At 70.8% G+C, this 26,144-nt stretch carries 20 protein-coding genes, 4 tRNA genes, 1 other RNA gene and 1 pseudogene; 14 read left to right on the top strand and 12 right to left on the bottom strand.

All coding sequences use genetic code 11. The annotated features are described in order from the left end of the window. Nucleotides 1-36 precede the first annotated feature (36 nt). From OG349_RS19335 to OG349_RS19300, 8 genes are all read left to right on the top strand, one after another. Nucleotides 37-372 (top strand): histone-like nucleoid-structuring protein Lsr2, encoded by a 336-nt coding sequence (locus tag OG349_RS19335; protein WP_327235807.1) that lies wholly within the window; start codon nucleotides 37-39, stop codon nucleotides 370-372. 174 nt (nucleotides 373-546) lie between these two features. Next, nucleotides 547-618, top strand: a tRNA-Gly gene (locus OG349_RS19330). 84 nt (nucleotides 619-702) lie between these two features. Next, a tRNA-Gly gene (locus OG349_RS19325) sits at nucleotides 703-775 on the top strand. Nucleotides 776-917: 142 nt separating this feature from the next. Continuing rightward, the gene (locus OG349_RS19320) at nucleotides 918-1,856 is read left to right on the top strand and encodes an ABC transporter ATP-binding protein (RefSeq protein WP_327235806.1); all 939 of its coding nucleotides are present in this window, start codon (nucleotides 918-920) and stop codon (nucleotides 1,854-1,856) included. Between the two features lie 8 nt (nucleotides 1,857-1,864). Further along, nucleotides 1,865-2,701, top strand: coding sequence for an ABC transporter permease (locus OG349_RS19315; protein WP_327235805.1), 837 nt, complete (start codon nucleotides 1,865-1,867; stop codon nucleotides 2,699-2,701). Between the two features lie 42 nt (nucleotides 2,702-2,743). Next, complete coding sequence (locus OG349_RS19310) at nucleotides 2,744-4,045, top strand: sensor histidine kinase (RefSeq protein ID WP_327235804.1); 1,302 nt, start codon at nucleotides 2,744-2,746, stop codon at nucleotides 4,043-4,045. After that, a complete protein-coding gene (locus tag OG349_RS19305; protein ID WP_327235803.1) occupies nucleotides 4,042-4,674 on the top strand; it encodes a response regulator transcription factor in 633 nt (210 codons plus the stop codon). Before OG349_RS19310 ends, OG349_RS19305 begins: the two co-directional genes overlap by 4 nt. 22 nt (nucleotides 4,675-4,696) lie before the next feature. Continuing rightward, nucleotides 4,697-4,769, top strand: a tRNA-Gly gene (locus OG349_RS19300). A gap of 64 nt (nucleotides 4,770-4,833) precedes the next feature. Here the strand turns inward: OG349_RS19300 and OG349_RS19295 are convergent. The 3 genes and pseudogenes from OG349_RS19295 to OG349_RS19285 form a co-directional block, all read right to left on the bottom strand. Beyond that, complete coding sequence (locus OG349_RS19295; protein WP_327235802.1) at nucleotides 4,834-5,733, bottom strand: phosphoribosylaminoimidazolesuccinocarboxamide synthase; 900 nt, start codon at nucleotides 5,731-5,733, stop codon at nucleotides 4,834-4,836. Nucleotides 5,734-5,863: 130 nt separating this feature from the next. Further along, nucleotides 5,864-7,324, bottom strand: a complete 1,461-nt coding sequence (locus OG349_RS19290; RefSeq protein WP_327235801.1) for a N,N-dimethylformamidase beta subunit family domain-containing protein — start codon at nucleotides 7,322-7,324, stop codon at nucleotides 5,864-5,866. A gap of 1,625 nt (nucleotides 7,325-8,949) precedes the next feature. Then, nucleotides 8,950-9,192 (bottom strand): annotated as a pseudogene (locus tag OG349_RS19285) (IS5/IS1182 family transposase); the annotation flags it as partial. A gap of 621 nt (nucleotides 9,193-9,813) precedes the next feature. On the opposite strand from OG349_RS19285, the gene OG349_RS19280 reads away from it, so the two are divergent. Continuing rightward, on the top strand, nucleotides 9,814-10,188 hold the full coding sequence (locus OG349_RS19280) for an AQJ64_40280 family protein (RefSeq protein ID WP_327235800.1): 375 nt from the start codon (nucleotides 9,814-9,816) through the stop codon (nucleotides 10,186-10,188). A 173-nt stretch (nucleotides 10,189-10,361) separates the two neighbouring features. Here the strand turns inward: OG349_RS19280 and OG349_RS19275 are convergent, their stop codons facing one another. The 4 genes from OG349_RS19275 to ffs form a co-directional block, all read right to left on the bottom strand. Continuing rightward, the gene (locus tag OG349_RS19275) at nucleotides 10,362-12,218 is read right to left on the bottom strand and encodes a hypothetical protein (protein ID WP_327235799.1); all 1,857 of its coding nucleotides are present in this window, start codon (nucleotides 12,216-12,218) and stop codon (nucleotides 10,362-10,364) included. Nucleotides 12,219-12,569: 351 nt separating this feature from the next. Beyond that, nucleotides 12,570-13,823, bottom strand: coding sequence for a phosphoribosylamine--glycine ligase (purD, locus tag OG349_RS19270; RefSeq protein WP_327235798.1), 1,254 nt, complete (start codon nucleotides 13,821-13,823; stop codon nucleotides 12,570-12,572). 200 nt (nucleotides 13,824-14,023) lie between these two features. Next, the gene (locus tag OG349_RS19265; protein WP_327235797.1) at nucleotides 14,024-16,558 is read right to left on the bottom strand and encodes a DNA polymerase III subunit gamma and tau; all 2,535 of its coding nucleotides are present in this window, start codon (nucleotides 16,556-16,558) and stop codon (nucleotides 14,024-14,026) included. Between the two features lie 88 nt (nucleotides 16,559-16,646). Beyond that, nucleotides 16,647-16,741: signal recognition particle sRNA small type (gene ffs, locus OG349_RS19260), an RNA gene on the bottom strand. 73 nt (nucleotides 16,742-16,814) lie between these two features. On the opposite strand from ffs, the gene OG349_RS19255 reads away from it, so the two are divergent. The 3 genes from OG349_RS19255 (at nucleotide 16,815) to OG349_RS19245 (ending at nucleotide 17,833) form a co-directional block, all read left to right on the top strand. Next, nucleotides 16,815-16,902, top strand: a tRNA-Ser gene (locus OG349_RS19255). A 226-nt stretch (nucleotides 16,903-17,128) separates the two neighbouring features. Beyond that, nucleotides 17,129-17,389 (top strand): cold-shock protein, encoded by a 261-nt coding sequence (locus tag OG349_RS19250; protein ID WP_327235796.1) that lies wholly within the window; start codon nucleotides 17,129-17,131, stop codon nucleotides 17,387-17,389. A gap of 159 nt (nucleotides 17,390-17,548) precedes the next feature. Next, nucleotides 17,549-17,833 (top strand): hypothetical protein, encoded by a 285-nt coding sequence (locus OG349_RS19245; RefSeq protein ID WP_327235795.1) that lies wholly within the window; start codon nucleotides 17,549-17,551, stop codon nucleotides 17,831-17,833. Nucleotides 17,834-17,909: 76 nt separating this feature from the next. Here OG349_RS19245 and OG349_RS19240 read toward each other — a convergent pair whose 3' ends face one another. From OG349_RS19240 to OG349_RS19230, 3 genes are all read right to left on the bottom strand, one after another. After that, the gene (locus OG349_RS19240) at nucleotides 17,910-18,191 is read right to left on the bottom strand and encodes a type II toxin-antitoxin system RelE family toxin (protein ID WP_327235794.1); all 282 of its coding nucleotides are present in this window, start codon (nucleotides 18,189-18,191) and stop codon (nucleotides 17,910-17,912) included. 6 nt (nucleotides 18,192-18,197) lie between these two features. After that, on the bottom strand, nucleotides 18,198-18,479 hold the full coding sequence (locus OG349_RS19235) for a type II toxin-antitoxin system Phd/YefM family antitoxin (protein WP_327235793.1): 282 nt from the start codon (nucleotides 18,477-18,479) through the stop codon (nucleotides 18,198-18,200). 409 nt (nucleotides 18,480-18,888) lie between these two features. Then, nucleotides 18,889-19,023, bottom strand: a complete 135-nt coding sequence (locus tag OG349_RS19230; protein WP_327235792.1) for a hypothetical protein — start codon at nucleotides 19,021-19,023, stop codon at nucleotides 18,889-18,891. Between the two features lie 753 nt (nucleotides 19,024-19,776). Between OG349_RS19230 and OG349_RS19225 the strand changes: the two genes are divergently transcribed. Further along, nucleotides 19,777-20,160, top strand: coding sequence for a type II toxin-antitoxin system RelE/ParE family toxin (locus OG349_RS19225; RefSeq protein ID WP_327235791.1), 384 nt, complete (start codon nucleotides 19,777-19,779; stop codon nucleotides 20,158-20,160). Continuing rightward, a complete protein-coding gene (locus OG349_RS19220; RefSeq protein WP_327235790.1) occupies nucleotides 20,160-20,492 on the top strand; it encodes a helix-turn-helix transcriptional regulator in 333 nt (110 codons plus the stop codon). The genes OG349_RS19225 and OG349_RS19220 overlap by 1 nt, the downstream gene beginning before the upstream one ends. A 768-nt stretch (nucleotides 20,493-21,260) precedes the next feature. Here the strand turns inward: OG349_RS19220 and OG349_RS19215 are convergent. After that, a complete protein-coding gene (locus OG349_RS19215; protein ID WP_327235789.1) occupies nucleotides 21,261-21,623 on the bottom strand; it encodes a CU044_2847 family protein in 363 nt (120 codons plus the stop codon). 13 nt (nucleotides 21,624-21,636) lie between these two features. Then, nucleotides 21,637-25,176 carry an nSTAND1 domain-containing NTPase gene (locus OG349_RS19210; protein ID WP_327235788.1) on the bottom strand — a complete coding sequence of 1,180 codons (3,540 nt, stop codon included), beginning with the start codon at nucleotides 25,174-25,176 and terminating at the stop codon, nucleotides 21,637-21,639. Between the last annotated feature and the right edge of the window lie 968 nt (nucleotides 25,177-26,144).

Raw genomic sequence — 26,144 nt, 5'->3', positions numbered from 1 at the left:
CGGGCGAGGCGGTACCGCAAGAAAGGACGGATATCCGTGGCGCAGCGCGTAGTGGTCACACTCTCCGACGATCTCGACGGCGGAGAAGCGGCGGAAACGATCGCGTTCGGCCTGGATGGGAAGTCGTACGTCATCGACCTCAATCCCGCCAACGCGAAGAAACTGCGCAAGGCCCTGGCTCCGTACCTGGCAGCGGGCCGCAGGCAGACGAACGCCGCCAGGAACGGCAAGAACCGCGTCACCTACCGGCACACCGCCCTGGCCCCCGATCCGGCGGCCGTCCGGGCGTGGGCGCTCTCCCACAAGATGGCGGTACCGGCCAGGGGCCGGATCCCGAAGCGCGTCTACGAGGCTTTCAGAGAAGCGAGTTGATGCCTGGGGCACCGCCCGGGTGCCGGGCCGGAGGCGGTCGCCGGCACCCGCGGGCGGTGCCGCGTGGCGGCCGGGTGACGCGGCGGCGAACCGAGTTGGAACCACCCTCACTGATCGGCTAGAGTCTGGAGCACGCCGAAGGGCAAGGCCGAAGGGCCGGACCCCAAGCAGCGTGCGGGTGTAGTTCAGTAGTAGAACGCCCCCTTTCCAAGGGGGAGGCGCAGTGTGCAATTCCTGTCACCCGCTCTGCATCGCTCGATCTTCGGTCCACTCCGGTGGATCAGGTAGGGTGATGCGAAGTACGCATCGATTGCTCGATCTCGGTGCCGTGCGGACGTAGCTCAGTTGGTAGAGCGCAACCTTGCCAAGGTTGAGGTCGCCAGTTCGAACCTGGTCGTCCGCTCAAGAAGGGGAAGCCCCCGGTCATTCGACCGGGGGCTTCTTCGTGTGCGTGTGTGCGTCCCCTGTGCTCGATGACAAATGTCATCGGCGGCGATGACAGCGCGCACTGCCGAGTGGTCCGGTCCGGCGGAAGCCTGGAAGACATGACACCGACTTCCCACCCCGACGACCCTGTCATCGAGACCGACGAGCTGCGCCGTACCTACAGCGGCGGCTTCACCGCCGTGGACGGCGTCTCCTTCTCCGTCGGACGCGGCGAACTGTTCGCCCTGCTCGGCACGAACGGCGCGGGCAAGACCTCCACCGTGGAGGTGCTGGAAGGCCTCGCCCGCCCTAGCGGCGGAGGCGTACGGATCCTCGGCCACAACCCGTACACCGAGCGCGCCGCCGTCCGCCCCCGGATCGGCGTGATGCTCCAGGAGGGCGGCTTCCCCTCCGACCTGACCGTCGCGGAGACGGTACGGATGTGCGCAGGCTGCACCAGCGGCGCGCGGCCGACCGACGAGGCGCTGGGCCTGGTCGGGCTCACCGCGCGGGCCCGGGTCCGGGTCAAGCAGCTGTCGGGCGGCGAGCGGCGGCGCCTGGATCTGGCGCTGGCGCTGCTGGGCCGACCCGAGGTGCTCTTCCTCGACGAGCCGACCACCGGGCTGGACGCCGAAGGGCGTCGCGACACCTGGGAGTTGGTACGGGAACTGCGGGACGAGGGCACGACCGTCCTGCTGACCACGCACTACCTGGAGGAGGCCGAGGCCCTGGCCGACCGGCTGGCGATCATGCACCAGGGGCGCATCGTGACCTCCGGCACACCGGCCGAGGTGACCGAGGCGCGGCCGGCCACGATCCGGTTCGTCCTGCCCGACGACGTCCCGCCCGAACGGCTGCCGCTGTCGCTGCGGGCCGGCGCGGAGGGGCGGCGGATCGAGATCCGTACCCGGCGGCTCCAGGAGGATCTGCACGAACTCCTTCGGTGGGCACGGGAGTCGGGCATACAGCTGGCGGAGCTGGACGCGCGGTCCGCCTCGCTCGAAGACGCTTTCCTCGACATCGCGGCGCGTAGCGCGGAAACGGCGGGTGCACGATGAAGACGGCGATGAGGACAGCGATGAGGACGGCGGAGAAAGCGACAGGAGGGACGGCGGGGACCGCTGGTGGTACGGGAGGGCTCACCACGGCCGCCGGGCGGCTCGCCGCCCTCGGGCGGGCCGAACTGACGCTGCTCGTACGGAACAGGACGGCGCTGTTCACCGCCCTGTTCGTGCCTGTCGCGATGATGGGCTCGATCAAGGTCTCGCTCGAAGGCGCCGACCTGGGCGGCGCCGGGGTGACCGTCGCGGAGGCGGCCCTGACCGGCGGCGTCGGGACGGTGCTGCTGATGGTCGTCTACTCGAACCTCGTCTCCGCGTACACCTCCCGGCGCGAGGAGCTGGTCCTCAAGCGGCTCCGCACGGGCGAGACCGCCGACCGCGAGATCCTCGCCGGGACGGCGCTGCCCGCCGCCGCGCTGGCGCTCGTGCAGTGTGTGGTCCTGGTGGCGGCGGGCAGCGCGTTCCTCGACGTGGGCGGGGTCCGGCGGCCCGATCTGCTCGTGGCCGGGCTGCTGGCCGCGATCGTGCTGCTCACGGCGCTGGCGGCCGCGACCTCCGTCCTCACCCGTACCGTGGAGAGCGCGCAGATCACGACAATGCCGCTGTTCCTGGTCTCCCTGCTCGGCTCCGGCCTGTTCGTCCCGCTGGACACGCTGCCCGACCGGGTGGCGTCCGTGTGCGAGCTGCTGCCGATGACCGGAGTGATGACGCTGGTCCGGGCAGGCTGGATCGGCGGGGTGGACGGGGCGGATCTGCTCGGCGCGGGTATCAGTGCCGTGGCCTGGACGGTGCTCGCGGTGTACGCCGTACGCCGCTGGTTCCGCTGGGAGCCGCGCCGCTGAGGCGGGGTCCGGGCGCGACGAGGATGAGACGGAAAGGACGCGATGTCCCGGCTGACGGACCGATGGCACCGGAAGAGCAAGCCGGGCAAGGTCGAGAGCTACACGCGGTGGACGTTCCACACCTTCGGCCTGGTCGAGGTCAGCCTGGTCTGGAGCGTCGACCCACTCCGGGGCTGGCTGGTCCTGCTGGCGGGCCTGCACGCCGCGATGTGCGTCGTCCTCCAGGAGTGGGCGCTGGACTGGCGGCTCGGCAGGCGCGAGCGGCCCGTACGGCTCGGTCTGGCGACGGCCGCCCTGACGGTGGTGAGCGCCGTCGTGGTGCTCATCCTGATCAAGGCCGGTGCCGTCGCCGACGACGGGTCGGCCGCCGTGCTGCTGGTCGCTTTCGCCACCTACGGCCTCGGGGCGATGTCGCTGACGCTGCGTACCAGCAGGCACATGACGTACGCGCTGCTGGGCACGATCGCCGCCACCGGGGTCGCGGCGACGGCGCTGCGGCTGCCCTCGTCCCACGTCGTGGGCCTGGTCCTCGCCGTCACGTCTGCGGGCGCGGCCATCGTCGTCACGTACATCCTCTCGGTGTGGCTGCTCAACACCGTCTGGGAGCTGGACGCGGCCCGCGAACTCCAGTCCCGGCTCGCGGTCGCGGAGGAGCGGCTGCGTTTCGGCCGTGATCTGCACGACGTGATGGGCCGCAACCTGGCGGTGATCGCGCTGAAGAGCGAGCTGGCGGTACAGCTCGCCGAGCGCGGGCGGCCGGAGGCGGTGGCGCAGATGACCGAGGTGCAGCGGATCGCCCAGGAGTCGCAGCGGGAGGTACGGGACGTGGTGCGCGGTTACCGGGAGGCGGATCTGCACACCGAAATGGAAGGGGCACGCGGGGTGTTGAAGGCGGCGGGCATCGACTGCCGGATCGAGGGGGACGACGGGGGCGCGCTGTCGGCGGGGGTGCAGTCGGCGCTGGCGTGGGTGGTGCGGGAGGCCACGACGAACGTGCTGCGGCACGGGGACGCGCGGCGGTGCACCGTACGGCTGACGGAGAGGTACGGAGACGGGGACGGGCGGGCGGCGGTTCTGGTGGTGGAGAACGACGGGGCGGGAGAGACTGCCGAGGTGAAGGCGGGGGTCGATGCCGGGGGCTCGATCGGCGGTGGGCTCCGCGAGGCGCGGAAGGGCTCCGGTCTCGACGGGCTGCGGGAGCGGCTGGCCGTGGTGAACGGGACGCTGGACGCGGGGCGGGTGGACGGCGGCCTGTTCCGCCTGACGGCGCGGGTGCCGTTGCCGTTGCCGGGGCCCGTACCGGCTTCTGGGTCCGACACGCCCTCCGGAGAGGCGGCGGCATGACGGACGACACGGACGACGACCGCCGCGTACGGGTGCTGCTCGCCGACGACGAGCATCTGATCCGGGGCGCGTTCGCCGCGCTGCTCGCGCTGGAGGACGACCTGGTCGTGGTCGCCGAGGCCGCGTCGGGCCCCGAGGCCCTGGCCATGGCGAAGGCCCACCGGCCGGACGTGGCCGTCCTGGATCTCCAGATGCCGGGCGCCGACGGTGTGAAGGTCGCCACATCTCTCCGTACCGAACTGCCCGGGTGCCGGACGATGATCGTGACCGGCCACGGCCGCCCGGGTCACCTGAAACGGGCGCTGGCGGCGGGGGTGCGGGCCTTCGTCCCGAAGACGGTCAGCGCGCGCAGGCTCGCCGAGATCATCCGTACCGTGCACGCCGGAAACCGCTTCGTGGACCCGGATTTGGCGGCCGACGCCATCTCCGCGGGGGACTCGCCGCTGACCGCGCGGGAGGCGGAGGTGCTGGAGCTGGCGGCCGACGGGGCGCCGATCGCGGAGATCGCGCAGCGCGCCTCGCTGTCCCAGGGAACCGTACGGAACTACCTGTCCTCGGCGGCCTCCAAACTGGGCGCCGAGAACCGGCATACGGCAGTGCGTCTCGCACGGGAGCGAGGTTGGGTATAGTAGTTCTCGCGCCGAGGCGCTTGCGGACGTAGCTCAGTTGGTAGAGCGCAACCTTGCCAAGGTTGAGGTCGCCAGTTCGAACCTGGTCGTCCGCTCAAGAAGGGGAAACCCCCGGTCGAATCGACCGGGGGTTTTCTCGTACCGACACGCCTTGGGTCCTTAGGTCCAGCTGAGGCCGGTGAGACGTTCGTACGCCTCCAGGTACTTCGCGCGGGTGGCGTCCACGATCTCCTGGGGGAGCGGCGGGGGCGGCTGTTCGCTCGCGCGGTCCCAGCCCGAGGCGGGCGAGGTCAGCCAGTCGCGGACGAACTGCTTGTCGTACGACGGCTGGGCGTGCCCCGGCTCCCAGGTCTCGGCCGGCCAGAAACGGGAGGAGTCGGGGGTCAACACCTCGTCCGCGAGGATCAGTTGGTCGCCGTCGAAGCCGAACTCGAACTTCGTGTCGGCCAGGACGATCCCGCGTTCCCTGGCGATGTCGCGGGCCCGCCCGTACACGTCGAGCGTGGTCCTGCGCAGCAGCGCGGCGGTCTCCGCACCGACCTGGCGGGCGACTTCCTCGTACGGCACGTTCTCGTCGTGCTCGCCGACGGCGGCCTTCGTGGCGGGGGTGAAGATCGGCGCGGGCAGCTCGGAGCCGTCCACGAGGCCTTCGGGGAGCGCGAGCCCGCAGACCGTGCGGCTCTCCTTGTACTCGGCCAGCCCGGAGCCGGTCAGATAGCCGCGGGCGACCGCCTCCACCGGGACCATGTCCAGGGACGTGCAGATGAGCGTGCGGCCGGCCCAGTCGTCGGGGGCGCCCTCGGGAAGGTCCGTGGAGATCACGTGGTTCGGCACGAGGTCCGCGAGCTTGTCGAACCACCAGAGGGAGAGCTGGGTGAGGACCCGGCCCTTGTCGGGGATCTCGGTGGGCAGGACCCAGTCGTACGCGGAGATGCGGTCGCCGGCGACCATCACGAGGTCGCCGGCCTCGTTCCGGTACAGGTCGCGCACCTTGCCGGTGTGCAGATGCACGAGGCCCGGGACCTCCAGGGGCTCGGGCTTTTCCACGAATCCGGACACGGTTCCTCCGAGGGGTGGGGCTTCAAGATCGCCTCGATTCTCCCGTATGCCGGAAGTCGCGGCGTCCACGGGGGCGGGTCCCCCGCCGCCCACGGGCGGGAAGCCCCTCCCTCTCCCATCCTCTCGCCCCTCAGTCCCGTTTGCAGATGCGGTCCAGGAGGTTGGCGGTGGCGCGCTGCACGCGGGGGTCGACGTGGCCCGGCCGGTCCAGTTTCGGCGACCAGGCGAAGGTGCCCGAGGCGAAGACGAGGGCGCCGGAGGGGGCGCGGTAGAGCGAAGTCTCCTGGTGGCGGCGGGCGTTCTCGCTGTCGCGGTACGGGGAGTGCGCGAGCAGGATGCGGTCCTCGTGCTCGGGGAGGGAGATCCGGGGGTAGTACCGGTCGGCCTCTCCCGCCACGAGTCCCTCGATCTCGTCGCCCTCGGCGGCGCCGGTGGCTTCCCAGAGCCAGTGCCCGGCGTTCCGTACGACCAGGGGGTGGGGTTCCGGGACGCGGCCCGCGTACTGGATGCCGAGCAGTTTCTGCTCCGGCCGGTCCACGTCCCGCCAGAGGGCGGAGCGGCCGGGGCCGCGTCGTTTGAGGCAGGTGAGGAGGCGGTCGGGGACGCCGGAGGCGGAGGGGCTCAGCTCGACCTGCCAGTACATGGTGTTGGCGGAGAGGAAGACGAGGGAGGTGCCGTGATCGCGCGCCTGCTCGACCGTACGGCGCATGGGGACGGACCAGTACTCGTCGTGGCCGGGGAAGACCAGGCCCCGGTAGCGGGTGGGGTCGACGCGGCCCGCGTGCAGGTCGCGGGCGTCGGCGTACGCGAGGTCGTATCCGTACCGCTCGGCCCAGCGGATGAAGTCGTACGCGTGCCCGACGTGCAGGGGCAGGCCCGCGCCCGCGTACGGGCGGTCGAAGGAGACGGTCGTGGCGGCGTCCTCCTCGCCGAGGAGGGTGCCCTGGTCGTCCCAGGCGTGGTAGAGGCTGGCGCCGGTGTGGCCGTCCTCGGGGTAGAGGTTGTACGCCTGCCAGGTGATGTCGGGGAGGAGCAGGAGGAGGTCGGCGGGGCGGTTGTCGCGGATGGTGAAGGGGATGTGGGAGCGGTAGCCGTCGATGGTGGTGAGGACGGCGACGTAGGCGCCGAGCGCCCAGTACGAGGGGATCTGGAGCCGCCAGGAGAGCCACCAGTGATGGCAGGAGACCGTACGGTCCGCGGCCAGGGGCGGGGGCTGGACGATCCCGGAGAGCCGGGGGCTGGTGGTTATCTTGGAGGCGCCGTCGCCGCTGTAGTGCCCGATCCGGTAGATGTCGACGGAGAACTGCTGGGGCGGGTCGACCGTGATGTGGAAGTCGATGGACTCGCCGGGGGCGGCGGCGCCGGTGGACGCGAAGCCCTTGATCTGCCGGCGTACGTCGTCGGCGGTACGGGGGCCCGGGCTGCGCTCGCGGCCGAGCGTGGGGGCGGCGTACCAGGGGACGACCTGGCCGGTGTCGTCGAAGTAGTTCTCACTGCCGCGCAGCCACGGTAACGGGCCCTGCCCGAAGGGGTCGCTGACCGCATGGGCGAGAGCGCCCGATTCCCATCGCCGGATCTGCTCCGCCACCATGGTGCGCCCCTCTGTCGAGCCCCCGAGCCCCCGAGACAACTGGTTATAACTGGCGATAACTGGTGATGGGACCGCTGTTTCGACCGCCGGGGCTCAGGTGAAGGCGGCCGGTGCCCGGCCGGTTCTGCGGTCGACTGTCAGCGCCGGTCCCCAGCACATCACATAACGCACTCACTCCGTCACCGTTCGTCGCGAATTGCCGAGAGTGGAAGCCTCGGGTCCGGATGTGGGCGGGGGCGGGGGGAGTTGGCGGTGGGGGTGGTGGGGGGCGAGGGGTTGCGGAGGAGGTTGGGAGTCGGGCCCGCACACCCGCCTGCGGGCCGCGCCGACCCCTCGGCCCCTTCCGGCACCCAACCGTCCTCCCGTCACCGCACCTCTTCGCTGGACTGCCCGCACATGACCACGCCCTGGCTGCGGGGGAGGGAGAGGCCGGGAGGCGGGGTCCGGTGGGGGGCGGGGGCGTGTCGGGGCGGCTCGGCGGAGGGTGCCGGGGGGGCTGGGGGCTGGGGCGGGGGTGTGGTCGGAGGCGTGGTCGGAGGTGGCGGGGGCGGTGGGGGGCGCGTTGGAGCGGGAGGGGGCGGGGGGTTGGGTAGGGGGCGCTGGGGGCGCGCGGGGGTGGGCGTTGGGGACGGGGGCGCGGGGGGGGCCAGGGGGTACGGAGGCGCGTCGGGGCCACGGACGGGTACGCGGGGATGCCAGCGCGTGGGAGGACGGGGAGGCGGGGGTGGGGGCCCGCTACGGGTACCTGCGGGCGAGACGCGCGGGCAGTCACCCCGCTGAAGTACGAACTGCACCGCGCACGCGTGAGGGCACGGCCTCCGCGCACCGGACGGCGCGGGCGGCGCCGTCCGGTGGGAGCAGCTGGTGACCGACGCGACGGACCGCCGTCCCCCGGACGAGCTGGACACCGGCCGGCCGCGGCGGCCCCGGCCCAGGGCAGACCCGGACCCGCTCAGACCGGGCGAGCCACCCCGTCCCCCTCCCCTCCGGCCCATGCGGTCTTGGCCGAAGATCGAGCCGTACCGAGCGCGTCGGTGGCCTCCTCGGGTGAGCGGGCTTGAGCCCCGCTGCCGCCGTCGGCGAGCGTCTGTCCCACGCTGGCCGCGTTCCTGGGTACGGCCCTGGTAGCCGAGGGCGAGTCCGAGTTGGCACGGGCTGTCGGGCGGTAGCGGTTCCATCGCCGGTGCTGGCGCCCGCAGACCCGCACGTATCTTCGAACCGCCCCCGAAGCCTGTACCGGCCACGCCTGGATCCACCTCGACAACAGGAGGACGCCCCTCGTGCGGCTTCAACTCGACCGTGAGCGAACCGCGTTCGCCGGGATGGAGACCTGTGCGTTCGTACTGGGTCCAGCACCCGCGTTCGGGTACCGGATCGGCCGGAACACCCTGGCCGGAGCCGGACGGGTCGCGGCCCCGCGCCACCGGGGGCGCTGCCGAGCGGGGGCCCTGGGCATCGGCAAGGGGGGCTGAGGCGGCGTTCTTTGGGCTGGCTGTAGCGGGTGCTGTTGTAGCGCTGGAGCATGGCCGCGGAAGCGTCGGCCTACGCGGCAGCCCTGGCGGACTCGATGGGGCTAGTCTGCTTCGATGTACAACAGGACAGGCTCAGGCCCTGATCAGGGCCGCGTCGGCAGGGAGTTTCGGCGGTCGTTGGCCCCGGGGGCTGCGGCGTGACCTGATCGGCGGGATTCCCCGCACGAGCGGCTCCGGACCGAGACGGTCATGCTTGCCGGCGTCGGATGTACCCAAGGACAGGGGCGGTCCGTTCCGGTCGGTGATCAGGTGGATATTCGATCCCGGCTTGCTGCGGTCGGTTGGATTCGATCCCGTCAACGGCCCCCTTTTTGCGGCCCTCACGCTCACGGAATCGAATCGATCGCACATCGGAACTAGTTGGTTCGCCCCGGCCCCGCCCCGGGCCCGGCTCCGCTGGGCGGGCTTCGATCGGCCGCCTGCCAACTCGGTGAGCCGGTTCATCACCTCCGGCGGCAACGCCGGATCCGCCGTGGCGACGAACGCGCCGATCGGTACGGTGAGCCGCCGCGGCAGTTCACCGGCGGGGAGCCGGGGGTCCCGTACCGCCCCGTCCCCGGCATCCGGATCGTCCGCCGGCCGCGACGGCGGCTCCCAGGCGGCTTCCGGGCCGTCCAACACGGCGTTCCGGAGCCGGGGATCGGGGTCGTCCGCGAACCACGCGAGGCCGGGCCGGGCAAAGTTGGGGCGGTGCGGCAGGACCGACCAGTCCCGGCCCTGTGCCAGCAGTTCGTGCGGCCCGCATCGACAGGGCGCGCCGACCCCACGGCGAGGGACCGTCGAGCAGCCGCTCCCGTACCGGCTCCGGAAGCCGTTCTGCCAGGCGTCGCACGCCGGGCGATATTCGTCGGACAGGGCTGGGGAGCGGTGGCATCCTGGGCACGGGCCGGGCGGTGCGGCGATGGTCAACTCGTCGGGCGGTATGGCGATACGGCGGTACGGGAGAAGGGCGGCGCGGTGCACACCGTAGAAGTGGAATGGGTCAGCGCCCTCGACCGGCTGCCCAAGGACAGCGACTGTGTGATGGGGGCGATCACCGGGCGCTATCCCGGCGATCCCGAAGGGGACGCCGAGGCGCGGGTGGGCGAGGAGTACTGGCTGGTCCTGCCCACCTACTTCCACTCCCGTCACGTCGACGAGCGGACAGGAACGCTGTTCCACGACTGCTTCGTGGACTCGGACCGGGTGGTGCGCCTGCCGTACGGTGGCTCGACGCCCGAGCAGGTCACTCACTGGGCCGAACTGCCGGTCCTCCCCGGCACCTCGGAGCGCCAGATCCTGGGCGACGGCGCACGGCCCGCACTCCGCGCGGCTCTGCCTCAAGCGCGATGAGCCGCGTGCGGGCGTAGGGCGGGGCGTTTTCGCACAGTGGCGCACGGGCCCGCGCGAGGTGCTGCTGGGCGCGGGCCAGGAGCCCGTCCGGCGGTCCTCCGCCTCGCGATCGCACGCACCGGACGCCGCGAGCCACGCCCTCCGGGCGAACGACGCCACTTCGCGGACACGCCCTAGACGAGGCGGACCGGCTTCTCCGCTCGTACGCCCACCGTCGTCAGCCAGGCGCGGAGCGGCTCCGCGTCGCCGTCCTCGACCAGGCTGAGCACGGGGCCCGCCAGATCCACCCGGCGTTCGCCGTCGATCAGGAGGGTCGGGCCGTCGAGCCAGTCCAGACCGGGCGCGGCGCCCGCCGTGTCGACGGCGGAGCAGCAGACCATCGCGGTGACGTGGTCGGCGAGCAGTTCTCGGCCCGTACGGGGCGGCTGGAGCGGGAAAAGCGGCAACGGGTCCGTCCCCCACGGCACCAGCACCTCACCCACCGCCTCCGCGGGCACCGGCGGTGTCGCCGCCTCCTCCCGGGCCACCTCCGCGCTGATCCCGGCGGCGAGGGCGTCACCCCGGGGGGAACGACGAGGCTCACCGTCACCATCACCATCACCGACAGAGTCACCGGCGTCGTGTTCGTCCCGGTCGGAGGACATGCGGGCGTCGCCGGAGAAGGCGTCCGCGCCCGGGTGCGGGAGCCCGTCCCCGTCCCCGGCCGCGTGATCCGCACGATCCGTACCTACACCCGCGCGCGAATCCGAGCCCTCACCCCCCGCCGCCCCCGCCCCCGCCTCCGCCTCCGACAGGTGATCCATCACCCGGTCCAGCGTCGGCCCCGGCTGACCCAGCGACCGCCGTACCCCCATCCCGTCCAGCACCCGGTGCAGCCGCGCCGCCTCCGCCCGCCACTTGCGGTCCACGACCTCCTCCGGATATTGCTGCCAGTCCACCGGCGACCAGTCGGGACCCGCCTCGGCCGGCCCGCCGTGGAAGAGTCGGGCGGCCAGCAGCGACGTCGCCTCGTCCACCAGACCGGGCTCTTCGAGCAGGTCGCAGGCGGGACGCTCGCCGAGCCGCGACGTGAAGCCCTCGGCGAGACGGTCGCGGCGGGAGAGCTCCGTCAGGGCGGAGACCACGCCCGCGTCCAGCCGCGACGGCCACCGGCCCATGCGCCACGCGGGCAGCGCGACCCGGGTCAGCAGCCGGTCCCAGCCGGCGTAGGCGAGGCCGACCTGTTCCTGCGCCTGGATCCGCAGCCCGTAGTCGACCCCCTGCGCCCGCTCGGACGCCGCCGCCGCGACCCCGCGCTCCATCAGCGCGGCATGCTCGCCGCAGGCGCGCAGCAGCAGCTGGGCCACCAAACCGACCAGCACGAGCGGCACGCGCCGTACCGCACTACGACCAGGGCGGGTCGCCACGGCCACCGCCGCGTCCAGCCCCCGTACGAACCGGCGGGCCGCGGCTATGTCCGGATGCGCCGACGGCCCCGTACCCGCGACCACGGGAGCCAGCACCGCCCGCAGCTCCGCGACGCGCATCCACCACAGGAAGGGCGATCCGATGACCAGGACGGGCGCGGCGGGGACGCGACGCCGACGGCTGCCGCCGGAGAGGAGACGGGCGTGCGCCGGATGCGTACGGTCCTCCAGCCAGCTGTCGCAGTCCGGGGTGAGCGCTATGGCGGAGGGCATGGGGACGTCGAGCCGGTCGGCGAGGTCCCGGACCAGCCGGTAGAGGTCGGGCGCGGCACGCTCCGTGACCGGGACGGTGGGGCTGAGGGCCGGCCTGGCGTGAGCGACCACCACCCCCACGGCGACCGCGAGCACCAGCACGACCACCGCGAACGCCGTCACGGCCCAGCGGGCCGTGTCCCATCCCCCGCCGACCAGATGACCCGACCCACCGGCGGCGAGCAGCACGACGGCGACGGCCGCGGGCAGCACCGCGACCCCCAGCGCTCTGCCGCGGACGCGCAGCACGGCGAGGGCCCGGGAACGGGCGCCCCGCACGCCGATCTCCTCACCGACAACCGGACCTGACATGGCCGGACCTCACCCCCTCTGCCCCGCGGTGGTATTGCTCACTCCCCCACTGTGGCACCCGCCACTGACATCGCAATGCCGGTGGGCCAAGTGCCGGAATGCTTGCGCCGCACCCTAGTTGGCGCCTCGCCGACCGTCATCCGGATGGCCTACTCGTCACTCGATGGAATGGCTTTGGTCAGAGCCGCTGACACGGCCGGACAGCCGCGTTTCCGCGGGAGGGTGGCGGAGCGGCGGAGCGGCGGAGCGGCGGAGCGGCGGAGCGGAAACCACGGGGTACGGCAACGGGCGGCCCGGTGACCGAGCCGCCCGTACCTCTGCTGCTTGCCGACTACCTCCGGCCGCCCACGCCTACGCCTCCGCCGCCGCCCGCGCGATGTCCGTACGGTGCTGCGCGCCGTCCAGGCGGATGCGGCCCAGTGCCTCGTACGCGCGCTCCCGCGCCTGCGTCAGGTCCTTGCCCGTCGCCGTCACGGACAGCACCCGGCCACCCGCGGTCACCACCGTGCCGCTGTCGTCCAGGCGGGTCCCGGCGTGCAGTACGTACGCCTCGGGCGCGTCCTGCGCCGCGATCTCGTCCAGGCCCCCGATGGGGTCGCCGGTGCGCGGGGTGTCCGGGTAGTTGTGCGAGGCGACCACGACGGTCACGGCCGCGTCGTCGCGCCAGGTCAGCGACGGCAGGTCGGCGAGCGTGCCCTCCGCCGCCCCGAGCAGGACCGCCGCCAGCGGGGTCTTGAGCCTGGCCAGGACCACCTGTGTCTCGGGGTCGCCGAAGCGCGCGTTGAACTCGATCACCCGTACCCCACGGCTGGTGATCGCGAGGCCCGCGTACAGCAGTCCGGAGAACGGGGTTCCGCGTCGGCGCAGTTCGTCCACGGTCGGCTGGAGGACCGTCTGGAGGACTTCGCCGACCAGCTTGGGGTCCGCCCACGGAAGCGGTGAATAGGCGCCCATGCCACCGGTGTTGGGGCCCTCGTCGCCGTCCAGGGCGCGCTTGAAGTCCTGCGCGGGCTGGAGCGGGAGGACGGTGACGCCGTCGGTGACGGCGAAGAGGGAGACCTCGGGGCCGTCGAGGAACTCCTCGATGACCACCCGGTCGCAGGCGAGCGCGTGCGCGCGGGCCACGGCGAGGTCGTCGGTGACGACCACACCCTTGCCGGCCGCGAGACCGTCGTCCTTGACGACGTACGGGGCTCCGAACGCGTCGAGCGCGTCGTCGATCTGCTCGGGGGTGGTGCAGACGTAGCTACGGGAGGTCGGGACGTTCGCCGCGGCCATCACCTCCTTGGCGAAGGCCTTGGAGCCCTCCAGCTCGGCCGCTTCCTTGGACGGGCCGAAGCAGGGGATGCCCGCGTCCCGTACGGCGTCGGCCACCCCGGCGACCAGGGGCGCCTCGGGTCCGACGACCACGAGCCCGGCTTCCAGTTCGGTGGCGAGGCGGGCGACGGCCGCGCCGTCCATGGCATCGACCGGGTGCAGCTCGGCCACGTCGGCGATACCGGCGTTGCCGGGCGCGCAGTGGAGCGAGGTGACCTGGGGGTCGAGGGAGAGAGAGCGGCACAGGGCGTGTTCGCGGGCACCGCCGCCGATGACAAGGACCTTCACGGGGGCAGCCTAGCCGGGTGGGGGTGGGGGGGGTGGGTTGCGGGCGGGGGCGGCGGCCTTAGCGGCGTGCGCGGCGAGGGCGGCCTTAGCGGCGTGCGCGGCGGCATGGCGACCTTGGCAGCGTGCGCGGCGGCATTGGCGACCTTAGCGGCGTGCGCGGCGTGGGCGGCCTTGGCGGCGTGGGCGGCGTGGGCGGCGTTCTACTCGTTCGTGTATTCCTCCACGATGGTCGCGCCCAGCTCACGCACGATCAGGTCATGGCCGGAGAGCGCGGAGTCGACCAGGTCGGGGTCGTCCTCCTCGGGGGTGTCGTCCTCGGGGGCAACGGGGTTGGGTGCGGAAAAGCCCTGGCCGGCGGCTGGACGGCCGGGGCCTCCGGGGCCGCCTGGACCGCCGGGCGAGGAGGACGCCGGGCCATGACCTTGGCCCTGGCCTTGTCCTTGGCCGTAGCCCTGCCCCTGGCCGTAGCCCTGCCCCTGTCTCTGCCCCTGCCCCTGTCCCTGGGCGGACGCCTGGGATCCGTACCCGCCCGAGGACGCGGACGCCCCCGACGGACCGGGGGCGGCGGAGCCGGGTGCGGTGGCCTGGGTGGAGCCGGTGGGCCGGGAACCGTACCCGCCGCCCCCCGTACCCCCCGTACCGCCTCCGAAGCCCCCGCCAACACCCGCACCGGCACCGGCGCTTGAGCCGGATCCCGCGCCGGGCCCGGCGCCCGTGGCCGCGCCGGCGCCGTACCCGCCGCCGTTCCCGCCGTTCCCGCCGTTCCCGCCGTACCCTCCGGCGCCGCCGGCGCTCGTACCGCCGTTGCTGCCGCCGCCTCCGCCGGAGCCGTACCCACCGCTGCTACCGCCGCCACCGCCCGAGAGGGGCGGCCCGGCCGTACCACCCGACGGGTCGACGATGGCCTCGATCTTCCACTGGACGTTGAACTGCTCGGAAAGCGCCTGCTTGAGGACGTCCTCGCTGCCGCTGCTGGTGAAGTTGTCCCGGGCGCCGGCGTTGATGAAGCCGATCTGGAGCGTCGTACCGTCGAAGCCCGCCACCTGCGCGTTCTGGCTGAGCAGGATCCAGGTGAAGCGGCGGCGGTTCTTCACGGCCTCCAGGATGTCCGGCCACATGTTCCGTACCTGCTGGGCGCCCTGCCCCAGGGCGGGAGAGAGCGCGGGCGCGGCGGACCCCGACGGCTGCTGCCCGCCGGCCCCGGAGGCGGCGGCCGGCCCCGGACCCGCCGCCGGCGCCCCCGGCCCGGGCCCCTGCCCGGGTGTGGAGGCCGTGGGCCAGCCGCCGGGCCGGCGCGCGGCCTCGGACGCGGCGGGCGCGGCAGGGCTCGGCGCGGCGGCACCGGGCCACGCCCCGGGCCGCTGAGGCTCGGCGGCAGCCGGAGGGACGGGTGGTACGGAATGGGGCGGCGGTACGGGATTCGCGGCCGGCACCGGAGGCGCGGGAGGCGCATGGCCCTCGGGCCCGGGCACGTACCCCACGGAAAGACCACCACCGGGCCCCCCCGCGCCCCCCGCGCCTCCCGCGCCGGAACCCCCGCCCCCGGCCCCCGGCCCACCCGAGAAGACCGCGTTCGCGGCCCCCCGCTCCAACCGGTCGAGGCGTGCCTGCACGGACCGCTCGTCGTCGAAGGCGGCGGGCAGCAGCACGCGCGCGCAGATCAGCTCCAACTGCAACCGTGGCGAGGTCGCGCCACGCATCTCCGTCAACCCGGTGTTGACGAGATCGGCCGCCCGGCTCAGCTCGGACGCGCCGAGCACCGACGCCTGGGCCTGCATCCGCTCGACCACATCGGCGGGCGCCTCGATGAGCCCCTTCTCGGCGGCGTCCGGCACCGCGGCGAGGATCACCAGGTCCCGCAGCCGCTCCAGCAGGTCGGCGACGAAGCGCCGCGGATCGTTGCCGCCCTCGATGACCTGCTCCACCACCTCGAACGCGGCGGCCCCGTCCCCGGAGGCGAACGCGTCCACGACCGCGTCGAGCAGCGACCCGTCCGTATAACCGAGCAGGCCGGTGGCCATGGCGTACGTCACACCGTCCTCGGCCGCGCCCGCGAGCAGCTGGTCCATGACGGACATCGAGTCACGCACGGAACCGCCGCCGGCCCGCACGACCAGCGGCAGTACGCCTTCGGCGACCGGGATCTGCTCCTTGGCACAGACCTCGCCCAGGTAGTTACGCAGCGTCCCGGGCGGCACCAGCCGGAACGGGTAGTGGTGCGTACGCGAACGGATCGTCCCGATGACCTTCTCGGGCTCGGTCGTCGCGAAGATGAACTTGAGATGCTCCGGAGGCTCCTCGACGACCTTCAGCAGGGCGTTGAAGCCCGCCGGGCTGACCATGTGCGCCTCGTCGATGATGTAGATCTTGTATCGACTGCTCGCCGGCCCGAAGAACGCCTTTTCGCGCAGGTCACGGGCGTCGTCCACGCCACCGTGCGACGCGGCGTCGATCTCGATGACGTCGATCGACCCGGGCCCGTTCCTGGCCAGGTCCTGGCACGACTGGCACGTACCGCACGGCGTCGGCGTCGGCCCCTGCTCACAGTTCAGACAGCGGGCGAGGATCCGCGCGCTGGTCGTCTTCCCACAGCCGCGCGGGCCGCTGAACAGGTACGCGTGATTGACCCGGTTGTTCCGCAGCGCCTGCTGCAACGGGTCAGTGACATGCTCCTGCCCGATGACCTCGGCGAACGACTCGGGGCGATAGCGGCGATACAACGCAAGGGACGACACACCTACGACGATATCGGCCCCCTAGGACAACGACCCCGCCGAGCGGTCCCCACCGCCCCCTCGCCCCCCGCGCCTCTCCCCCACACACGCAAGCGCCCCCCACGCACCCGCCAGAGCCAACCTACCCTTGCTGCCTTCCGGCCCTGGGGGAGTTCAGTCAGATAGCGCCACGTGAGGGGCTCCGCTCACAGTACCCGATCCCCACCCCCCGATACGAGTTCGCGAGCACCCCTCAGGATCTTGTATGGTTCGTCGCGGAGGATTCGCCTAGTGGCCTAGGGCGCACGCTTGGAAAGCGTGTTGGGGGCAACCCCTCACGAGTTCGAATCTCGTATCCTCCGCCATTGCTCTCACCGGGCAATACGTCGAAGGGCCCCACCGGTCGCGGTGGGGCCCTTCGACGTTGTCCGTCTCAGTTTCCGTCTCAGTTGGACTTTCCGTCGGCTGCGGGCGACTCCCAGAGCGCGTCTCCGACTTGCTGCGCGACCTTCCAGCGGTCGGCATGACCCCCGCTGACCGATCCCGCCAGAGCTACGGTCATCTGGGTGAAATAGATGAGGGGAGAGGCAGATGAGTCGCCGCAGGGGGACCCGTAAGGTCGCCGCGGTCGTGACAGCGACGGTGCGTGAGTGGAGGGACGAGGAGGGTTGGGGTGTCCTCGACTCGCCCGAGACTCCTGGAGGGTGCTTCGGCCACTACGCCGACATTCAGGCGCCCGGCTTTCGCACCCTGTCACCAGGGCAACAGGTCGATCTCATCTGGGAAGCACCCGGCTTCAAGCAAGACGGGTACGACTACCGCGCGGTGAGCATCACCCCCAGGCCCGTCTGACATCCATACCTGACATCAACGTCTGCGAACGCCCTCCACACCGAAGCGGCCATGGCGGGACGAGCGACAAACCGTTCTCCGCCGTTTCAGCACCCTGCTAACGCGGTGATCGAACTCCTAATGCGGTGGTCCACACCCGGTGGGTGAGATCATCCGTGGGTGCCAGACGCGCAGCTACCACCGGGGTGGACCCTTCAGCAGATCGCCGACGTATCCGGGGACCAAGGGGCTGTTGTCCTGGACCCAAACAGGCCGGTGAAGTGGGTCGCCTTCGACGGAGCCGACGAGGCACTGCAACCAGAAATCGTGCTCGGCTTCCATAGTTTGTGCCTCGTGAAGCCAGCCCACGACGACGACTGGTACATGGGCAGCCTGTACGAAGACGGCAGCATCGACTGTTGGACAGCCTACGGCGACCTATACGAGGCACTCCGCGGCCTGTAGAGGCACAGGCCGACTGTCCAACTGCGCTACAACGACCCCATGCCGAGGCGGATGTCCACAGACTCTGGCACCCGACCTACTGAACGTTGCGGTAGACGTTGCGACGATTGCCACCGGCCAGGACCCACACGACCAGCTGTCCGTCCTCGATGGTGCAGACGACCCGGTAGTCGCCGATCCTCAACCGCCAACGGGCGCTGTGCCCTTGGAGAGCCTTGATGTCGAACCCCGCGACATCCCCGGCGTCCACCGCCTTCTGGAGTTCCGCGAGGCGGTACAGAATCCGCAGGGCGTCCGGGCGCGAGATCTTGAGCATGTCCCGCTGGGCATGCGGCGTGAAGCGAGTGACGTAGCCCATGCCCGATCAGCCCTGGTCGGCACGGAGCGCGGCAGCCATCTCTTCGAGGGAGACCGACCCCTCAGTGCCTTCGGACTCGGCTTCGTCGGCCAACTTGTTGAGCCACGCATCCTCGGCATCCTCGGCGATCCGGCGCAGCCGCTGGTACTCATCGATGTCGATCACGACGGCTTCCCGCTTGCCGCGGCGCGTGATGATCGTCGGTGTTCCGTCACGCCGAGCGCGATCGATGACATCGGCAAGGTGACTGCGGACCTCAGCCATGGACTCCACCACTGGATCGCTCATGTCATAAATGTAGCAGATGTACATGATGTGTGACCCATCGCGCACCGATGCCAGGGCCTACGCCTTACGGGCGGCAAGCGCCTGCACGCGGCCAGCGACCTTCGCGCCCTGCTGCCCCACCGAATTTCGCGGTCAGGGGATCACCGGGGGTTGCAGTTCGGGTTGCATTCACCCCCGTTCAGCACCGTCCGCTCCCCGGCAATCGAAGCATGCGGCCGCAGGTCAGGACGCCGACGGACCCCGCTGGACAGCCACACGAACAGTTGGAAAGCGTGTTGGGGGCAACCCCTCACGAGTTCGAATCTCGTATCCTCCGCCATTGCTCTCACCGGGCAATACGTCGAAGGGCCCCACCGGTCGCGGTGGGGCCCTTCGACGTTCGTACGGCCTCACAGTCTCATCGGCGGTCTCAACGGCTCCCATCGGTTTCCTCGGCCTGCCGGATGAGCCTGTCGGCGCGCGGCGCGATGTCCACGAGGATGCCGCCGATCACGTGCTGGTACCGCGCCGCCATCGCCGGGGAGGACCAGCCCACGGTCTGCATGACAACCCGCGCAGGGACACCGAGATGAGGAGCACGGTCGCGACTGTGTGACGTGCGCAAGGCGCCTGTCCCGGCCCTTCGCGTAAGCGAGAAGCTACTTCCGGGCGTCGTGGTCGGTGCTGGGCACCATAGGCGGCGTGAAGACGAATCGGCTCTCGCGCCACTACTGCGCGGCAAGTCGGCGTTCCCTCTTCCGTTCTGTCCGGTGCGGCACAAGTTCGTCAGGAACCCTGATCACCCGGCGGCCGGCCTCGCCATCACACCAGACGTGGTCACGGGTTGGACCAAAGGACAGAGAGTTCCTTCACGGGTCAGCAAAGACGGAGACCCCTTTTTCGGCTGCTGCCACAGCTCGCGGAACTCCGGTTCGGCACCCGGCACATCCCGCAGCGGCGGCTGCTCGGGATCCGGCGGGGCTCTCGGGAAGCGCTGCTGGAGCACGGGCGCGGCCGCTGTCCGGGAGCGCCCCTCGATCACGGCGTACAGGGTTCGTGAGCTGACGGTGCCGGCGAACGCTGCACCCGCTGGACCTCCCAGCCCATACGGAATCACCCGCCGCACCACCACATGGCTTTCGTGCTGGGCTGCTCGGACTTCGTCACCCACGTCCACGGAACCTGCCGCCGGAACGTCCGACTGGCCACCAGGGAACAAAATCCTCTGACAGCAGCGCCACCCGCCGCGCATCCTCCCTGGCGGCGTCTCGCCGTCGGCCGCCTTGCCATACATTCGACTATCTATACACTCAGCTATATGGACGACGCGTGGGAAATCGAGATCGAACCGGAGGTCCGTCACTGGCTGGACAACCTGTCCGATCGCGACTATTTGCAGGCGGAGCACGCCGCGGAACGCTTGCTCGATGCACCGACGACGCTCGGTGAGCCCTACTCCCGCCACCTGGGTGACGGATTACGTGAGCTGCGTTTCGCGGTGGGACACGACGGCAACGCCATCCGGCTGACGTACCGGCTCACGCAGAACCGCCGGATCGTTCTTCTGACCGTGTTTCGCAAGACGCGGATGCGTGAGGATGCTGAGGTGGCGCGTGCGAAGCAAGCGATGAAGGTCTGCGAGACCGAGCGGCACACGGCCCATGAAGAGTTCAGTCGAAAAGTCACGAAGGGAGAGGGTTGATGAACCACTCTCGATGGAAGCTCGCCCGCGAACGGGCGGCTGCGGAGGGCAGCCAGGAAGCACCTGACGTCGAAGCGATGCGCACCGAGATCCGTATGGCCTTCGACCTCGGGCAGGCCGTCCACGACCGTAGGACCGAAATGGGCTTCTCCCAGGCCGAGCTCGCCCGGCGCGCGAACATGACACAGCCGCAGATCTCGAAGCTCGAACTGGGCGGCACGGTCCCGACGCTGCCGCTGCTTGCCCGCCTGGCCAAGGCCCTCGACGCGTCGCTCAACATCGCGCTCGACGGCGACACATCCTCCGTCGTGTTCACCGCACATGCCGCCTGACCCGACCCGTTACGGGCAGTGGGAGTAGGTAGACATCCGTTCCCGCCGAAGGCGGCACGTGCTCCCTCCGCGTGGCAGTACCGAGTCAGTCGCACGGGACCCCCGCAGTCTCCGCAAGGGCGCCGGCCCTGCGCGGAAGGGTTGCATTTCGGGTTGCGTTCAGCCCCGTTCAGCAGCGTCCGGTCACTGCCAGGACGGCACACAGACGCAGCTCAGGACGTATCCGAACCCGCCGGAACCGCCGGACGAACAGTTGGAAAGCGTGTTGGGGGCAACCCCTCACGAGTTCGAATCTCGTATCCTCCGCCATTGCTCTCACCGGGCAATACGTCGAAGGGCCCCACCGGTCGCGGTGGGGCCCTTCGACGTTGCTGGTCTCCGTTACTGCTCGCCCCTGGTCCGGGCTCTTCGCCCACTCGATCCCCGTGCGGTCGCCACCCAGGTAGGCCCGCCGCCTCGCCGCCGCGGTCCGGGTCGCCGTGCACGAGCACGTCCAGCGGGTCCTGGCCGACCCGGCCGAGGTCCTGATCCACGACCGCGCACCGCCACCCCCACCGCCGACCAGATTCAGCACGGCACCCGCGCCGCCCAAGTCCGCCGCATCCTCCGGGCACCGGTGCCGACCGCTACGGCTTCACCATCGTCCTCCGACCGCACCTGTCGACAACTCGCTCGCCGGACCCGGGCAGGAATGATCAAGGGAGTTCTCGCAGGCCGCTACCCGGCAATCACACAGATGACGAATCCCGTGCATGACCTGCGAAAACGCTAACCACCCGGCGGGGAGACCTCAGCTCGCTGCCAAGTGAGCCTGATCGTGAAGTTTCCCTCGGCGGCCGTCTTGGCGACGACTGCTCCCGCTTCGGCGTTGATCTTCACTCCGAGTTCGACTTCGACGGTGCTCGGCGGGCTGGGGAGAGTGGTCAGCCGGTCCATCAGCAACGCGGCCGCGGCGCGCACTTGGTCGAAGCTCTCGGCCAGCGTCCGCGTGGCGGTCCCCACGATCTCTCCCGGCCGTGCGGCACGCACGACGCCGGAGCCGACCGGCTCGACCTCCATCGCCATCCGCTCGGCTCCGGTACCGTCCGATCCGCCCAACGGCACCCAGATGAGCTGCGTCTCGTCAGCCACGTGTTTCCTTTCCTCATGGACACAACAGTCCCCAGTACGCACCGGGTGGCACTTTCTCCGCGACGGCGGGCGGTAGCGTCTCATCACTGAGAATCCGGCAGAGGTGGGACATCCACCGCTCGGCGTCAGTGGCCGACGGCGACTTGGCGGTCTCGGCCGAGGTGGCGGGCGCCGGAATCACGCGCACCGGGTCACCGTTCTCCGGCCCGACAACAGCGAGCACACCGAAGTCGAAAAGGATCACGGACAGATCGTCGGCCGAGCCGAGCAGATCCAGCCCCCATCGACTGTCGACCCGGGCGATCGGGCCGCCGCCCGAGGGCGGCACGCCAAATGCGGGGTTGGCCCCGCCATAGGCCAGAACCTTCGAGCCCTCGGCGGCCACCGAGATCCCGGACACCGCTTCCTGCTGCGCGGTCCGCTCCTGCCGTAGGAGCCTTCCGCTCGGCAGCTCGTGCACAGCCAGTCTGGTGCTCACCTTCGAGTCCGTGATCTGTGTCTCGGCAACCGCCACCCGGGTCAGGTCCGGGCTCACATCCATCACGACGGAGCGATCGGCCGTGCTCTGCCAGCGAAGCAGCTCCCGCCCGGCCGGAGACTTTCCGCTCAGGTCCCACAGCTTCAGCACAGTCGTCGCCCCCGCGAAGCCGGACGCGAAGATCTCGGTCAGCGTGATCGCGCTTTCGCCACCGGCCCTCGGCCACAGTTCGGTGACGGACTCCGGGAGGCCGGGCATCACCTTCTTGATCCGCCCACTCGCGGCGTCCCAGAAAACCAGTCGGCCGCCCTCGCCGAAGAGCCCTGTCTGTCCCATCAGGACCTTGGACTCAGGCGCGAAGGCGAGCCGCGCGTACTGCGTCGGCGTCGTGAGGCCGGGTATGTCCGGCAGCTTCAGGTCGGGCAGCTTCAGGTCGGGGAATCCCGCCACGCTATCCGGCGGCTCTGAAAGCGAGTCCCCCTCCTCGGGGCGCTCCAGCTCCCGGATCTTCCCGGTGCGTACGTCGTACAGCTCCACCGGTAGCCCTCGCGGGTCCGGCGGGGCCGACTGCGCGGAAGCGGACAACAGGAACGACGACTTGGCCATGGCCACCAGGGAGCCGTCCGGGCTGACTGCCGTGACGTCCGCGTCGCGGCCCGTGGGCAGCCTGTGTACCCCGGATCCGTCGGTACGCAGGACCACGACCTCGTCGTCGGCGGTCCGTGAGGCAATGACTTGGGCCTTGGCATTGGCGAGGGACGACGTGGGCGGTTTGCTCGTCGGATCGGTCAGGAGCGTGTTCTGGGATGCGTACCGTGGTGCGATCAGGTCGGCGAAGCCGTATCGCGCGTACATCTCGCCGAGCCGCGCGCGGGTCTGCTCGGAGTCGTGGGTGCGATAGGCGCGCAGAGCCAGCAGCAGCGACGTGTACGAGAACCCGAGATCACGGGGGTTGGCCTGCTCTTCGGCGTCGCGCGACTGCTGGAGCAGGACCCGTGAGGCTCTTGCGGCCAAGCCCTCGCTGATGCCCTGCCGCCACGCCCAGGTGCCCAGCCCGACCACAAGGCCGAGGGCGACGGCGAGCGCGGTCAGCTTGATCCGGCGGCGGCGCGATCCCCGGACGCTCGACTCGATGAACGCCTCTTCCACCGGGCGTAGCTCGTCCTTTTTCCGTGAACGCCAGTTCTGTGCGTCGCTCAGGTCCGCACCCCGCAGCAGGCGACGCCCGGACTGCCCGTCGCCGGCCCACTGGGCTATCCGTCGCCGCAGATCCTCCTGCCAGGCGCGGAAGTCGCGGTCAGCCTCGAAGAATTCGCCAAGTCGGCCCCACTGTGTCAGCAGCGTCTCGTGGGCCAGCTCCACGGTTTCCTCGGGAGGCCCCTTGCCGGGGCGGTACTCCTCGCCGGGCACCACCAGGCGGGTGGTCATCAGCCGCTGAGCGATCCGCCACTGCCGGGGATGCAGCTCGGAGCGGGCGAGAGTACGGCGGGTGGGCGCAGTCCCGTCGCCGCCCGGGTGGACGAGTTGGACGAGGAGCGCGCGGGCATCCCGATGTTCCTCCTCCGTCAGGCTGCCGGTCCAGACCTGCTCCGCGTGGGTGACCAGCGCGTCGTTGACGCGGCCCAGGGACTCGTACGAGGCGTGGCCGATGACCCTCCGCTGCTGGCGTTCCCAGAGCTTGGTGAGGGTGAACTCCAGCAGAGGCAGTCGGCCCGGATCGCTCCCCAGGTCGCTCAGGATGCGGTCCACCAGTCCCGCTTCGTAGGCCACGCCGGTGCCGTCCAGCGGGCGTAGGACGGCCGCGCGCAACTCTTCGGCGGACATCGCCCCCAAGGTGAAGAGGCGGTCGCCGCCGAGCAGCGAAGCCAGCCCCGGGTGGTTGAGGGCGGGGGTGAGGAAGTCCGTACGCAGGGTCATCACGACCTGGAGCGGGGATCTGGGGTGCAGGCAGTACCCCAGCGCCGCCGCCAGCGCGTCCAGTTCCTCCGGCTCCGTTCCGATGAGAGCTTCCTCGAACTGGTCGGCGATCAACAGCAACCGGTCCTTGCCCTGCTGGTCGAGGATTCGGTTGACGATCGCGGGCATCTGCCCTTCGCGGATCAGGTTCGTCAACCCGGGAAGATTGGCCAGCCGCGCGGTGTCGGTCAGATCCGGCTCAAGGCGCGGAAGCAGTGCCAGAGCCAGCGCCGCGAGCGGAGTCCGCCCGAGCTGTCCGGGGCGGAACACCACGATCTCCAGATCCTGGCGTTCACGCAGCCGGGGCAGTACCCCGGCTTGCAGCAAGGAGGACTTGCCGCAGCCGGACGGACCAACCAGGGCGGTCGACGGCGCCCAGGCCAGCAGGTCGACCATCCGGCGTGCCGACTCCTCACGGCCGTGGAACAGCCGGGCGTGGTGCTCTGCGAAGGGCTCCAGAGAGCGGAAGGGGCAGGTCGGTAACGCCGCGTCCGCCAGTCCCGACCAACTCTCGCGCAGCGTCCTCGTCGGGATCAGATACGCCGTCCGTACATCTTTTCTATCGTCGGCGGCAACGACCATGCCGACCACACCGCCCTCGGCGACGTCCCAGACCGGCGCACCGGAGAAACCGAGCTCCACCCTGTGCTCGCTCGCCGGGTCCGTGTCGTACTGCAACCAGCCCGCGCCCGTCGTTCCGCGCAGCCAGCCGACGCTCCACACGCCTTCGTCGTATCGGGGCGGGAATCCGAAAGTGCGCACACGGCGGTCGGGTACGGCAGCGTCCTCCACCAACCGCGCCGCCGTCGCCTTTTCGGGCACGTCGGTGAGCAGTCGGAGGACGGCGACATCACCGGAGCCGTCGGCCCGGATCGGCGTCCACGACCCGATCCGCGCCTCAACGCGCAGGCCGTGCTCCGCCAGGGGAAAGTCGACCCAAAATCTCCCGGCAGGCGGTTCCGTCGCCGCGGGCGGAGCGCCAAGTGCCTTGGCCACCACATGCGCACACGTGATCACTTCACGATGCCCGATGAGGAACCCGGCTCCCTCCGGCCGGCCCTCGTCGTTAAGAACTCTGACTACCGAAGCGTCACTTGGCGCGGCGCTGCCCAGCTCCATCGTGCCCCCGTACGCCCGATCGATGCCCGAACCAGTAACCGTAACAACACATGGGCGTCCTCGAATTCGATTGATGAGATCGTCGCTTCCGCCGCGGCCCATGAGGTCGGGGGTGCGGGCCCGAGCAGCGTGCGGCCGGTACCGGCCGTTGCCGGGGGGGGTGGTTGGGGGCGTATCTCGCGTCTGAGGGCGGATGGGCTGCGGCCCGGCTGAGGGCGCTTGCGCGTCGGGCTTTCCGGGCGGCCACCGAGCCCGCCGGCACCCAGCCGCGGCCTCCGGGACACGGTCGAGGCGCTGCGGGCAACCCCGTGAAAGCCTGTTGGGGCAATCCAACCCCTCACGAGTTCGAATCTCGCATCCTCCGCCATGGCCCTCACCGGGCAATAAGTCGAAGGGCGTTACGCTCTCCACCGGTGCCGCGCGCGGTAGGAGGACGCTCATTCCGTCCTTCGCCGGCAAGGCCGGGAACGGGCGTGAGTATCAATTTTGCGGGCTCAGAACAGCTCACTTCGCAGGGAAAGCCGATCCCGACAACGTCAATCGAGTCCCGGTGCCCATCACACGCGAGGTGAGTCGAGCGGACAGCCTTGCCTGTTCGAGACGTGGGGGTCTGACGACGAATCGCCATCGTGACGAGTCCGTGGCCTTCTCGGCGGTGTTCGGACTGCCCGCAGAGGTCGGGCTGCGCATGGCTGCGGAGGCATTGAACCTGAGCCCGACCACCGCGTATCGGCAGGTCAGGAACGGTGACTTCCCCTGCCAGGATGCGCAGTGGTTGCGAGCACTGAGCAAGTACGACGAAGAACGAATCAATTGGAGCGAGGAGCCGCCGACAGGGGGTAGCCACCGAGTTGGCCTCTCTGCTGGGTGTTCTGTCCCGGCAGCAGCCCGAGCGCTTCGCCCGGCTCGCATGCTCTTTCGACGCCAGCATCCCACCGCCCGCCTTCAGCGCCGTGATCAACGGGATC

The sequence above is a fragment of the Streptomyces sp. NBC_01317 genome (assembly GCF_035961655.1).
In the GTDB taxonomy this organism is placed as follows: domain Bacteria; phylum Actinomycetota; class Actinomycetes; order Streptomycetales; family Streptomycetaceae; genus Streptomyces.
This window is presented reverse-complemented; position numbering and strand designations above follow the sequence as displayed.

Bases quoted from the DNA above. Each gene is read 5' to 3' on its own strand.
- OG349_RS19230 (WP_327235792.1), bottom strand. From the start codon at position 19,023: ATGCAGACCGTGGGCTGGTCCTCCCCGGCGATGGCGGCGCGGTACCAG.
- OG349_RS19275 (WP_327235799.1), bottom strand. From the start codon at position 12,218: ATGTCAGGTCCGGTTGTCGGTGAGGAGATCGGCGTGCGGGGCGCCCGT.
- OG349_RS19290 (WP_327235801.1), bottom strand. From the start codon at position 7,324: ATGGTGGCGGAGCAGATCCGGCGATGGGAATCGGGCGCTCTCGCCCAT.
- OG349_RS19240 (WP_327235794.1), bottom strand. From the start codon at position 18,191: ATGGGCTACGTCACTCGCTTCACGCCGCATGCCCAGCGGGACATGCTC.
- OG349_RS19305 (WP_327235803.1), top strand. From the start codon at position 4,042: ATGACGGACGACACGGACGACGACCGCCGCGTACGGGTGCTGCTCGCC.
- OG349_RS19225 (WP_327235791.1), top strand. From the start codon at position 19,777: ATGGACGACGCGTGGGAAATCGAGATCGAACCGGAGGTCCGTCACTGG.
- OG349_RS19235 (WP_327235793.1), bottom strand. From the start codon at position 18,479: ATGAGCGATCCAGTGGTGGAGTCCATGGCTGAGGTCCGCAGTCACCTT.
- OG349_RS19220 (WP_327235790.1), top strand. From the start codon at position 20,160: ATGAACCACTCTCGATGGAAGCTCGCCCGCGAACGGGCGGCTGCGGAG.
- OG349_RS19320 (WP_327235806.1), top strand. From the start codon at position 918: ATGACACCGACTTCCCACCCCGACGACCCTGTCATCGAGACCGACGAG.
- OG349_RS19250 (WP_327235796.1), top strand. From the start codon at position 17,129: ATGAGTCGCCGCAGGGGGACCCGTAAGGTCGCCGCGGTCGTGACAGCG.
- OG349_RS19310 (WP_327235804.1), top strand. From the start codon at position 2,744: ATGTCCCGGCTGACGGACCGATGGCACCGGAAGAGCAAGCCGGGCAAG.
- OG349_RS19210 (WP_327235788.1), bottom strand. From the start codon at position 25,176: ATGGAGCTGGGCAGCGCCGCGCCAAGTGACGCTTCGGTAGTCAGAGTT.
- OG349_RS19315 (WP_327235805.1), top strand. From the start codon at position 1,865: ATGAGGACAGCGATGAGGACGGCGGAGAAAGCGACAGGAGGGACGGCG.